The organism is Streptomyces sp. NPDC014676, from assembly GCF_043084105.1.
Taxonomy (GTDB): domain Bacteria; phylum Actinomycetota; class Actinomycetes; order Streptomycetales; family Streptomycetaceae; genus Streptomyces.
In genome coordinates, this window is sequence record NZ_JBIBZI010000022.1 from 65,465 (window position 1) to 77,143 (window position 11,679).

The 11,679-nt window shown below is 67.0% G+C and carries 10 protein-coding genes; 6 read left to right on the forward strand and 4 right to left on the reverse strand.

The annotated features are described in order from the left end of the window. Nucleotides 1–41: 41 nt before the first annotated feature. Nucleotides 42–425, reverse strand: a complete 384-nt coding sequence (locus tag ACF1DX_RS36620; protein WP_391795470.1) for a peptidase inhibitor family I36 protein — start codon at nucleotides 423–425, stop codon at nucleotides 42–44. A 466-nt stretch (nucleotides 426–891) separates the two neighbouring features. On the opposite strand from ACF1DX_RS36620, the gene ACF1DX_RS36625 reads away from it, so the two are divergent. The 4 genes from ACF1DX_RS36625 (at nucleotide 892) to ACF1DX_RS36640 (ending at nucleotide 4,662) form a co-directional block, all read left to right on the forward strand. Next, complete coding sequence (locus ACF1DX_RS36625) at nucleotides 892–1,083, forward strand: hypothetical protein (protein WP_391795471.1); 192 nt, start codon at nucleotides 892–894, stop codon at nucleotides 1,081–1,083. 89 nt (nucleotides 1,084–1,172) lie between these two features. Next, on the forward strand, nucleotides 1,173–1,967 hold the full coding sequence (locus ACF1DX_RS36630; protein ID WP_391795472.1) for a hypothetical protein: 795 nt from the start codon (nucleotides 1,173–1,175) through the stop codon (nucleotides 1,965–1,967). A gap of 895 nt (nucleotides 1,968–2,862) precedes the next feature. Then, nucleotides 2,863–3,654, forward strand: a complete 792-nt coding sequence (locus tag ACF1DX_RS36635; RefSeq protein ID WP_391795473.1) for a hypothetical protein — start codon at nucleotides 2,863–2,865, stop codon at nucleotides 3,652–3,654. Between the two features lie 159 nt (nucleotides 3,655–3,813). After that, nucleotides 3,814–4,662, forward strand: a complete 849-nt coding sequence (locus tag ACF1DX_RS36640) for a HEAT repeat domain-containing protein (RefSeq protein WP_391795480.1) — start codon at nucleotides 3,814–3,816, stop codon at nucleotides 4,660–4,662. A 231-nt stretch (nucleotides 4,663–4,893) separates the two neighbouring features. On the opposite strand, the gene ACF1DX_RS36645 is transcribed toward ACF1DX_RS36640, so the two are convergent. From ACF1DX_RS36645 to ACF1DX_RS36655, 3 genes are all read right to left on the reverse strand, one after another. Continuing rightward, nucleotides 4,894–5,916 carry a helix-turn-helix domain-containing protein gene (locus tag ACF1DX_RS36645; RefSeq protein ID WP_391795474.1) on the reverse strand — a complete coding sequence of 341 codons (1,023 nt, stop codon included), beginning with the start codon at nucleotides 5,914–5,916 and terminating at the stop codon, nucleotides 4,894–4,896. A 17-nt stretch (nucleotides 5,917–5,933) separates the two neighbouring features. Then, on the reverse strand, nucleotides 5,934–6,599 hold the full coding sequence (locus ACF1DX_RS36650; protein WP_391795475.1) for a hypothetical protein: 666 nt from the start codon (nucleotides 6,597–6,599) through the stop codon (nucleotides 5,934–5,936). Between the two features lie 399 nt (nucleotides 6,600–6,998). Beyond that, entirely contained in the window at nucleotides 6,999–9,539 is a 2,541-nt protein-coding gene (locus tag ACF1DX_RS36655; protein WP_391795476.1) for a Helicase associated domain protein, read from the reverse strand. Between the two features lie 290 nt (nucleotides 9,540–9,829). Here ACF1DX_RS36655 and ACF1DX_RS36660 point away from each other — a divergent pair, with 290 nt between their 5' ends. Both ACF1DX_RS36660 and ACF1DX_RS36665 read left to right on the forward strand, forming a co-directional pair. Then, on the forward strand, nucleotides 9,830–10,105 hold the full coding sequence (locus ACF1DX_RS36660; RefSeq protein ID WP_391795477.1) for a hypothetical protein: 276 nt from the start codon (nucleotides 9,830–9,832) through the stop codon (nucleotides 10,103–10,105). An 858-nt stretch (nucleotides 10,106–10,963) separates the two neighbouring features. Next, the gene (locus tag ACF1DX_RS36665) at nucleotides 10,964–11,305 is read left to right on the forward strand and encodes a hypothetical protein (protein WP_391795478.1); all 342 of its coding nucleotides are present in this window, start codon (nucleotides 10,964–10,966) and stop codon (nucleotides 11,303–11,305) included. Nucleotides 11,306–11,679: the final 374 nt, after the last annotated feature.

Below are 11,679 nucleotides of genomic sequence, written 5' to 3' on the forward strand. Positions count from 1 at the left end.
GCCGGGCGCACCGGCACCTGCGATGTGGTGGTGCGGGCAGGTCAGCCGCAGTCGTTGCGGTTGATCTTCAGCGAGCGGGTCTGGTCGTTGAGGTTGTAGCCGCGCAGGTCGTGGATGGAGCCGCCGCTGCGGGTGACGCACACCCAGCGGCCGGCGTGGTTGCGCTTTTCGTACACGCGGGCGGTGCGGTCGGAGTTGTTGCGGATCGAGCTGCCGCGGTCACGGATCGCGGAGGGCAGGTCCTTCACGCTGCCGTCCACCGCGCGCCGCACCCAGGGCTGTCCACCGAAGTTGATCTCGGGGTAGATGCACACGTAGCCGGACGGGCAGTCGATCGCCGCCCGCGCCGAGCCGGTCTCGGGGGTGGCGGAGGCCGGAACAGCCAGTGAGAGTAGGGCCAGGGCGGCGACGGCCGCGGCACGCATCAGGTTTGTGATCACAACCACTACAGATACGGGCAATCAGATCCTGCCCGGGGCGGTTCGCCCGGCAGGTCACCCGTACGGAGCAGCAGGCGCCGCCGCCGGCCCCCCGCACTCTGTCCGGCGCCCTGAGTGGGCGTGCGCCGGTGCGGGTCCGGTGTCCCCGACCGGCTCGGCACGGTTGACCGTCCCGGACCGACGGACACATCGGCTGCTTCGCCTACGTCCCGGTGCCGCGTACACATCGGAGCCGTTCGCCCTTCCCCGGTTTTACCTTGAGAGGCTGCCTACAACCAGCCAATATCACTCAATGTAACGAATTGCTACTAGCCCCGGCCAGGGCGCTCTCGGCTGTGCTCGGAGGGGGTGTCTGGGGGTCAGTGGCGTCGGGCGGGATGTTACTTACTCTTACCGTTGTCTAGGGTTGTGGTACAATAAAGGTGGACGTTGTCGAGGGAAAGAGGTACGCTTGAACAAGGACATCCAGCAGTTGATTAAGAAGTTGGAGCGCCAGAACTTCGAGGTCAGGCCGTTGAAGAGCAACTACTACGCCGTCTTCTTGAACAAGGAGTGGGTGGTGAACTTGCCCTGTACGCCGTCGAGTTCGCGCACGATTAAGAACCTGAAGGCCACGCTGAAGCGGCACGGGTTCCACGACTAGTGACGAGGGGGGTCCGCCGGGGTGCCACCCGGCGGACCGTTACCCCTCAACCATGAGGAACAAGGAATCAAGGAAGAGGAGTGCACATAATGTCGCAGGCGTGGACTGTCTACGTCGAGTTGGCTGTTCGCGACGCTGCCGATTCGATGATCGAGGAGCTGCACGAGCGTTTGGCGGAGTGTGAGCCTGTGGTGGGGGCGGCGCCGAACGGGAACTTGTCGGTCCGGATCTGGGTCGACACGGCCACGGCCAGGCAGGCCATCGACGCTGGGCTGAAGGAGGTCGTGGCCGCGTCGAAGGCTGTCGGTCTCGGGCAGGCGGTGGTCGGGGTTGAGCTGCTGACCGAGGAGGAGCTCGACCGCCGTAACGCGGAGCCGATCGTGCCTGATCTGGCGGGGATCTCGGAGATCGCGGACATGCTCGGTGTGGGCCGTCAGCGGGCGGCTCAGCTGGCCCAGCGCAGTGATTTCCCTCCTGCTGTGGCGCAGCTGAAGTCCGGGCCGGTCTTCCTCGCCGATCAGGTGCGGGGTTTCGAGGCCCGGTGGGACAGGCACAGCGGCCGGCCGATCAAGCCGGTGGAGCTGTCGGCTGTGGAGAAGGAGTTGCTGGAGTACCTGCGGCGGGCTGGTTCCGAGGCCGGGCCGGTTCGTGCGGAGCTGGCCGCGGAGGGCGACGAGGAGCGGGCTGAGCTGACGGTCTGCCTGCACGAGGGGCGCCTGCGCGCGGTCTACGACAGCAGCCTTCACACGGTCAGTGAATCGATCCGCAAGCTCAGGCGTGAACGGCTGGTGTTGGTGGGGGAGGTGCAGGAGAGGGCCGGTGAGGAGACGGTCGTCGACCTGGACCTGACCTCCAAGGGTGAGCGGGTGGCTGCCATGCGCTAGATACCCTGAATTTTCTCTCGACAACGTCCACGACAGGGCCCGCAGCTTCAGTCTGCGGGCCCTGTCGCCTGTTCCGGGCGGGTCACCGTCCCTGCACGGTTTCCATCCGTGAGGCCTTTGCCGGGTGGGGCAGGTGCTGGGACTTGTTCGTTCGTCGCCGGGGTGAACAAGGGCGGCGCCGCCAGCCTCGCCTTGTTCAGCGGCGGGTCTTGAACAGTGTGTGCTCTGGTGCAGCGGTGAACGGCCGCGTCGCCGGTTCCTGCGGGCGGAGCCGGGGTGTATGAAAGGTCAGGCTTTGCACCGGTCGACGGCGTGCAACAGGTGCTGGCGCTGGCGGGCAGGTTCGAAGCTGCGCCTCACCGCGTGGGTCCCTCAATATTTGAGGCTCCCCGCTTGCCGGCAGGGAGCCTCAGAGCCGCTGGCGTCCAGGTCAGTAGACAACAAGCTGGCTTCAGCGCCACGCATCGGTGGCGTCCTCTATAGAACGATCGCACGGGTTGTTCGGTCCAGGCAAGCGGACACTTCAACAACAATCGTGAACGGCATCACTAAACACACTCCTGTGACCTGCGGTGACTGGACCGTAACCGTTGAAGATCATGATGTTTGTTCAGGTCGGCGAGGGTTGTTCACTGGCCGCTGAAGAGCTGCTCCCCTGTGTTCAACCAGCCAGCCGAGCAGCCCAGTTGTTGAGAAAACGAAGCTATGGCCCACGGCGGGAACTCAAGCACGACCGGCCTCAGTTCTCCATAGCATCGGGACCGCACAGCGCTAGCAGAGATTGTCCCAAGTCCCCGTGGGACGAACCCGCGCCACGCCGATACGGGCGGCGCAAGACAGCGCGCATCAAGCGGCCGGCCTAACCGCAGCAGTAAGGGAACGAGAAGGACCTGGCGTGAACGACGACGGCGCCGCGGCGCAGTGTGCTTGCCAGCGAGCCCTGGAGCATCTTCGAGACGAGCTCCACCGACTGGTACAGCAGGCCGGACTCGGCATTGGTGATCTGGCTGCAGAAGTGCACGAGCCGGCGGCCAGGGTGCGCCGCTGGTTTCGTAAACCGGACGGTTCGGCGGACCTGGTCGCCGCCCTCGCGGAGGTCTGCGTGCACCGTATGCAGCGCCGCGGCCACCGGCCCGCTTCCCACCTGTGTGATCCGCAGTGGTGGCGGGACCAGCTGAACGCGGTGAACATACATGTGCTGTTCGGCGTTTGTACTGCTGAACAAACCACTGCCCCTATGCGGACGCGGCTGCTTGTGAGGACGGTCCAGCCCATCGTCCGCCACGTGCCGGTTTTCACCAGCGTGCTGGCGGTGGTGCTCTTCGCCTACGTCCTTGTCCTCACCACTACTGCTTCTGATCCTGCCGTCCGCAGTTCCCCGAGTGCTGCAGCCAGCATGGAGGCTTCCGAGCAGGCCGCTGAGACTCGCCGTGATCCGCCCGCAGCGGGACGCGATGAGCGCACGCCACTTGCCACCTCCTCCGCATCTCCCCAGCCCCCGGGTAGCGACAACACGGCACCCGCCTGCCGCGCCTTCGTCCTTGCTCAGGGCGATTACGCCGCCGTGGTCGTGGTCTGCCCCGGCCAAGGCGTGGTCCTGGTCTGCCCGATAACTGATCTGAAGGTGCCGGTCCGCGGTCCGCACTGGGAAACTCAGATACTTGAGAAGTGCTCTGTGCGGAGCTGAGGTGCCTTCCCCCGGCGGGATGCCGGGGTACAGGCTCAGATGCCAGCCGGGCGCCCCCGAACGCGTACGGCCGGTCGTACCTCATCCCGCCATGACCGTCCGGCCGCTTGGTCCCTTCCAGGCCAGAATGCCGGTAGCACCCTCCGTAGGGTGAGCGGCATGGCCGGAACCGGGGAGACAGAAAACGAGGCGGAGCGCGCGGCGCTGCGACACGCGTTGAGCGAGTTGGACGCGCGGCTCGACACGGGCATCGAGCGCGAGCCCGGAGCACGCCGCCGACTTGAGCGCCTGGTGGAACAGCTGCGGACACCGGCAGCCGCGTTCCTGCGGCCGGAGCTGGAACAACGACTCACCCGTTACGTCGACGCGGACGATTCCCTCGCCCGCGACCTGGTGGCCCGCATCCTGGCAGGAGCCTGTGGCGATGAGGCCCTGTCCGCCCTGCTGCGCGCAATGGCGAGTGATCGAAACGACGACGGGGACACATTGCAGCTCGACGTCCTCGCCCTGTTCGACGCCTGGCCCGAGACTTCGCTCAAGCTGGTCTTGGACTGTGTCGCCTCAAACGACACCGGGATGCGGCTGGTCGGTTTCTGGGGCCTGAGCATCCTCGACTTCGGCGGGACCGAATATTTCGGGCTGATCGCTGACGCGGCCTGCGACCCGGAGCCGCGGGTACGCGCCGACGCGATGAGCACCCTGGGCACCGTCTTCGGCACGGGTGATCCCTCACGGGCCCGGGCCATTCTGATCGCCGGGACAGACGATGCTGCGCCCGAGGTCAGGAGCGCAGCCGTGACAGCCCTCCACTCGTCGCGCGACGACATGGTCACCGATGTCCTGGTGGCCCGCGCTGACGACGTTGATCCCAAGGTCCGATACGGGGTCGCATGGACACTGGCGCGAAGGCCAGCTTCCGAGGCCCGCACCACGCTTGAACGACTTGCCACGGATGAGGACGCGGACGTACGCGACGCCGCACGCGAGGTCCTTGAGCTATCGCCCTGAGCGCGTTCATCCGTCCTTGTACGCGCACACCGACCAGCGCGCCGACGGCTGGCTGAGCTGACGATCACCCAGGCGTGCGGACAGCCGTGATTCTTTGACGACGGACGGCCGAGCAGACCAAGCACATCCCACCCGAGCAAACGGTGCCAATGACTGCCTACTGGAGGCCATGCCCTTGATGGGCCGGGCCTCCGCTGTCCCCACCCATCCCTCCGACGCAGGAACCATTGATCATTTCGTCAGCAAGAACGCCGTGATCAATTGCCCCACCAGCATGAGGAAGGTGATGACGCTCAGCACGGCCGTGCGCGAGAAGCGATCACGGCGCAGCAGACCGATGACTTCGTGTTCATCGGGCCGGGCCAGAAGCTGAGCAATCTTCAGCCGGGTCCGGGTCTGGTGCCAGGCCATCCAGTCGGCGGGGTCACAGCCACAGGAGTGCAGGAAGGCGTGAAGCAGCTCGGTGCTGGGCAGCTCCTTGCCCTTGAGAAGGTCGTGCAGCGTGGATTTGGAGACCGGGTAGCCGTTTTGCCGACAGCGGTTGCTCAAATCCCTGAACGACAGCTCGCTGCGCTCGCGCAGCCGGGACAGCAGCTCGATGAAGTGCTCCGGAGTGCTGCACAGGTTCAGCGCGGTCTGCGAGGAGTTGTTGCTCATCAGGTGTGCCTGATGGACCAGGCCCTGGACGGAGTCGCCTGGATCGCGGAGGGGAACGGTCGGCTTCGCGGACCTCTCACGACGAGCTGCGGAAACCGTAGGGCGGGAGGGCGGCCCGCCGGGAGAGGTTCTGTGACTGTGCTCGGCCGGCTCCACCGCGTCCGCAAAGGACATGGGGGCAGACCTACGGGAGCGCCGTGTCCGCCGCGCCTCGCCCTCTCCTGCCGGCGTGTCCGGTGCCGGATGCCGAGCGCCGACCGGCTCCGTGCCGCTTGCCGCATCCGGACGGGGTGCGTTCTGTACTCTGCGGGCCTCGAGCCACTTGCCTCGGACCTCCTCCAGCACACGCTCGGGGTCCTCGTCGAGCTCGGTGAAGCATCCCCTCACATACGCCTCAACGACCTCTATACGGGGCAGCGACTTTCCCGATGCGGCTATCGACAATGTGGCTGGCGAGTAATTGCACTTGGTTGAAAGCTGACGCAGCGACAGCCCCGCCCGAAGGCGGAGGTCCCGTAGGACCTCCGCCACGGCGGCGACGAAGGGATCGGCATCAGCCGACAGCGGCTTCAGCGGACGCCCCTGTGCCGAAGTCACGCACGCCTCCCTTCTGCTCAGCTCGCCTCGTCCGACCGCGTGAGCCCCTCGTCAGGCTCGGCGGTCGGCAGCGCGGACACCGTGCCGGTGCCGGACGCGTCCTTGAAGACGGTCGGGTGAACGGTGACCTGGGGCTTGATCTCCAGCCGGGGCTCCCACACCAGGACCGGGACGTTCGGCTCCTGCTGCATGCCGTTGATGGGCGACATGCTCTTCGGGTCCGTCGTGTCGACGACCGGCAGGGTGCGCTTCTCGTCACCGGTCGCCGGCTTCGGCTCCGTATCGACGGCCGAGAGCATCGGCTCCTCGTCGTCGGACATCAGAGCCGGGTCCGCGTTGCTCGCGGTGCCCCTGGAGGAGGAGTCCCGAGGATCACTCGGCAACGCGTCGTTCCCCTCGACCTCCTCCTGCTCCGTCGCCCCGCTCGTACGCTCGGCAACCTCGGAGTCAGGCGCCTTCGAGTTCTTGCGGGAGGGGAGGGGGAAGAGAGTCAGGAGCACCGTGAAGGCGCTCAGCCCCAGCCCCGCGGCCGACGGCGCGTCAGCGCCAATGAACGTGGTGCCGTAGCCGAAACCGGCGCTGGACAGGGACACGGCGGTGCCGTGCAGAGCAACCCGCAACGGGGTGGCCGACGTCGTGCGCCGACGCCGGAAGAACCGCTTGATCATCCTCTTCCTTCTCATTGTCTACTTCCCTCCCGAGGACAACACGGGAGAGCGGGGCCTGCGCATGCGCACAGGCCCCATTGACCTGGACTCACCAGCGATCACCGGCCACACTGAGCACCCTCGGCAAAGGGCGCCCCCGACGTTCGAAGGCTCGCGTATCAGTCTGCCCTACGTGAGGGCCTCCCGACTACGCCAGTTGGCCGCATACTGTCCGACTTGGAGGGTTACGGCCCGGTAAGCCGCCGCAGAAGGCCACGCTCTGCTCGATCTAGACCGAAGTTGTCCTACTCTGGCGGTATTTGAGAATACTTTCAGTACGAAATCCCATGGCGAACTGGTGCCTCATAATGAACACCCGTTCGAATGCTTACAGATGACGAATCCTCCGACAAAGCACCGCCGCAACACCTGCTTCTATGTCCAGCGCATGCCGATGGCGGATAGTTGCTCCACGCGCTCGGGGGAGAGCGTGGCAGCCCGGCTGCGCTGGTTACCGATCCATGCCCCCAGCTTCAGCTCCTGGACATCCTGGTCCTCGTCGCTGCCGCCGTTCCCGTTGCCGCCGATGATCCGTTCGGTGTGTTTGCGCGGTACGCGGAGATGTCCTTCGCGCTGGTAGAACTGCCGGGCGGCGGCCAGGTTCAGCGCCCACTTGTCGGCCTGGCTGCGGCGCGGGGGCGGCTTCTCGTCGTCGGCCGCGGGTTCGATTCCGAGGACCTGCTCGCACAGCCATTGCTGCACGCTGGTGAGCTTGTCCCAGCCGAGTCGCTGCGCCCGCACCCATCGTCCGAGGTCTTCGCCCTGGTGCACGACGTTCCCCGGCGAGGTGGGCAGCGGGTGGCCGGCCTCGAGGTGGAGCCGGGTGAGGTGGAAGCAGCGTTGCCATTCCACTGGCCAGGCCGGGCACCAGGCGGGATCGATGTCCGTGAGCTGCTCGCGCCGCTCTTCCGACAGCGCGCCGGCCGACGACCCCGCGGGCAGGCCCTCGGCACGGCGTTGTTCGACTTCCTGCGCCTTGCGGGCTGCGGCCCGCTGGTTCTTCAGCCAGGTGCCTACCCGGTATCCCTGGTAGGTGGCGTCGGTCGGTGCCAGGAGGTGCCCGTTCTCCTTGGCCCACCCTCGGGCGGCAGCCAGGCCCTCTTCCCAGGCGACGTCGTAGTGCGACCAGATCATGCCGAGCTTCTCGAGCTGGACGACGCGGTCGGCGTCCATGTCCCCGCGGGTGTAGAAGCGGCGGGCGTCGGCGATCCACTGACCCAGCGGAAACCCGGCGAGCGAGGCCGGCCACCCCTCGACCTCCACCTCCGAGGCGTCATGGGCGGGGACGCGGTAGGTGAACGGTACGCGCAGGTCATCGTGGAGCCGGTGGTAGAGGACGGCGGCCTCGATACCGCGCCGCCAGTGGGCGTGCTCGGGGTTGAGCACCCGCAGGTTGATGAACGCCGCCAGCTGCGCCGGGTCACGCGGCGTGCTGAACTTCAGCAGCTCCCGGGCCGGCACCGACAGACCACGGTCGCTTCGGTCGCTCCCGACTTCCTCACCCTCCGGTCCGCCGCTGCGGCTCTGCACGCCCCTCACACTGCTGCGGGCCTGCTGCTCGGCGAGCTGCTCCACGACGCGGGCGTCATGTGCCCGGAGCGCCTCGAGCAGCTTTGCGAGCCCGCCATACGCCCGTGAGGTGAGCATGCTGTCGGCTGTCTCTCCGGGTCCGAGCAGGACCGGCACCACGAGCGAGGCGACCTTGCCTTCACCGGGCTGGACGCGCAGGGCGCGGCCGACGGCCTGGACGAGGTCGGGCATGGAGCCACGCACGTCCGCGAAGTACACGGAGTCACAGTTCTTGGTGTCGACGCCCTCGCCCAGCACTTTTACCGAGCCGAGGAAGCTCTTCTCCACGACCGTGCCGTCCGTGGCGATCCCCGTGGAGAACTCGTTCAGGACGCGGCGCCGGTGGCCCGGCTTGTGCTCGCCGCACAGCCAGTCGGCCCATACCGTGCGCGGATACAGCTCCGGCTCGGCGGCACGCAGCCGCTTGGCGACGTTGGGCAGGCCGGCCGCGAACGCCTCAGCCTCCTTGACGACGTGGTGGAAGACCAGCGTCCGACGGAAGCCCTCCTCCGCCGACGCCTTCAGCAGCGCCGTCTGCAGCGCCGCGAGCCGTGCCCCGCGGACCTCGTCCGAGCGGCCCTCCACACCCAGCAACTGCGCGGCTTGGAGCTGGGTGTCGGTGATGTCCACACACACCACCTGGTACGGCGCACAGATCCCCCGGTCGATCGCCTCGGACAACGTCAGCGTGTAGCAACGCGCCCCGAACGGCCCGTCCGGGTCATCTTCCATACTCGCCACCAGCTCACCCGGCGCCCCCTGGTCGGCATCCTCGTCCAGCTGCCACAGCCGCGGCGTGGCGGTCATGTAGAGCCGCCGCAGGGCGGGGATGCGGGTGTTGTCGTGGACGACCGTCCACGGTCTGCCGATCCGGCCGGACGTCCGGTGCGCCTCGTCCACGACGATCAGTGACCAGCCCGGAAGGCCGGCGGCGTGCGCGCGTTCCAGCGTGCCCAGCCCGAGCGAGGCGTACGTGGCGAACACGGTGACCTTGTCGAGCGGCCGTACCCAGTCGACCAGCTCGCCCACGTCCGTGGTGTTCGGGAAGGACGCCTCCCCGCCCCGCAGGGACGAGACCCCGATCATCGGGCCCGTGCGTCCTCCCGCACGCCACGCAGCCTCGGTCTGGGCGAGCAGATCAAGGGAGGGAACGAGGACCAGCACGCGACCCGCACGCAGCTCCTCGGCGCTCCGTGCGGCGACCAGGGTCTTGCCCGATCCGGTCGCCATGACCACCTGAGTACGCAGCCCCCGCTCCGGCACAGTAGATCTTGCAGAAAATTCAAGCACCCGCAGTACCGCGTCCACGGCTTCCCGCTGATGAGGACGGAGTTCCCTCACCGCCATTTCAGTCCACCCTCTCCCGCAAGCCGGACGACAGCACGCCTACACCATGACACACCAACTGACCATGTCAGAAAGGCCCCTGACTCACAGCGCCTACACCGCGACACCGGACCCACGCCCCGATTCCGGACACAGATGACCACCCTCAAGCGGGCCACAGAACTCACATCGACGGAGCCATCCAACTCCAAAATCTATCGCAAGCACAGAATGAAGCAGATGTACTGGGAATCAGCGCAGACACCAGGGGTACTCCCCGCCTATCACTGTCCACCCTGCCGGAGAGAGTCATGACACAGACCATTGGAAACGACAAGGGCAACCGATTCTGTAAGGCGTGCGGCACGCCGGCCGAGGACGGCAAACTGTGCAGCCACTGCGGCGCCGTCCTGGACCTCCCCGACAATGCAGGGCTGGTCGAGGACCAAGGCGCGGCAGTACGCCGCGACTTCGAAGGCCGCACCCAGCAGCAAGAAGGAACGGCGACCGGAGAACGAACCCGATCAACCCACTCCGTTGAACAGCATGCACCGGGGTACACGGGCCGGCATGGCATCCACAACTGATCGCGTCATGTCCTTGCGGGCCGTGCGGCAGCTGCGCCGGGTCCGCACCTTCTACGCAGGTGGCGTCCTGCTGTGGGCGGCATTGACCGCCTGGACGGGCTGGCAGCTGCCCGGCAGCCGCCAGATGTGGGTGTCCGCCCTCCTCCTGGCCGTCTTCAGCGGCCTCCTGCTCACAGCCTCCCTGTGGCTAAAGCGCCTCCAGACTGCAGGCTCGCGACGTCCCGCGCACCACGCCGCACCAGGGAAGGCGACTGCACCACGCCACGCGCATGCCTGACCCACCGCCGGCAAAGCAGCACCACCTGAAGCCCGGGTCTCATCGTGTTTCTGCGCCTCGACATCTGGCTGCAAGCCAGCCGTCGCCAACAGCCAGTCCCTCCCCAAACCACCTCTGTGTATCTCTGAAGCCGGTGAGGCCGTCCGTTTTCGGCCCTTTCCTAGAAGCCGGGAGGCAAGGAACGGGCAGGGGGTAGGCGGGGAGGTATGGATGGCACACGACTTCGACAGGATGATCAGAGCTCACAGGAAACCCGTGCCCGAGGAACGATGCGGATGTGGCGGTGGGCCAGGTGGGCGGCTCTTATTCTCGCGGTCAGCTGGGCGGTGAACTGGGTCGTCAATCTCCTCCAGGGCGAGCAGGGCCGGGACCTGTGGTGGCCTCTGGTCAGTACCGTCATCTGGGCAGCGTTGACCGTCTACGGCTTCAGGACCTACCGCAGGATCAGGACAACGACCCTGCCGGCCATCACCGGCCGTCCGTCTGCCTGACCACCTCGGCCAGCCCGCTCCCTTGTGCTGCTTCCGGGCAGATGAGCACCGAACAGTGACGCTGCCGTACGGAAGACGAGGGGGATGGTGATGGAAGCGGCCAAGTGGTCGGTGGACCGTGAACGCTTGACTCAGTGGGTCCCTGAGGGCGAATGGATGACGGCCGGCTGCGCGATGACGTACGGACGCACACTGTGGGGTCTGATCCCGCGACGCGCTTCGCTTCTGTTGACCGACCGCCGGGTACGAGTACTGCACCACCGAGGCAATGACCTCCAGTACGCCATACGCGGCATCTGGTTCGAGATGATGCGCGGCGAGGCCGAGGCGGTCTGCAGGAACCCGCAGGTGCGGGTGGAGTTCGACAAAGGACAGGAAATCGAACTGCGCCGGCACGACGGCGGGGTGGAGCGCCTGCTGATCAGTCAATGAGACGCGGTGCATGCCGAGGCTTTGTATGCGGCGTTCCCTCCCGGGAACAGCGACCCGCAGCAACGTGACAGCACCGCACACTTTGTTGCCGCTCGGGCCGAAGGCCCGTTGCCGGCACCGCGCAGCGGGGCCGGCCCCATGGCGCGCAGCGCCATCAGGTGGCTGGAGCGCAGCGGAAGCCACCCACGGGGCCGCAGACCCCGCAGTCCCGGGAGCGCAGCGGACGGGACGCCACCCGCCTTGCTGCGCAAGGCGGGTGAGCAGGATGCGCAGCATCCTGCCAGCGCTCACGCGGAGCGTGAGCGCAATCCCCGCGCGCAGCGCGGGGATTCGCTTGCCTCCGGGCGAAGCCCGGAGGGGACCCGCTCCGCGGG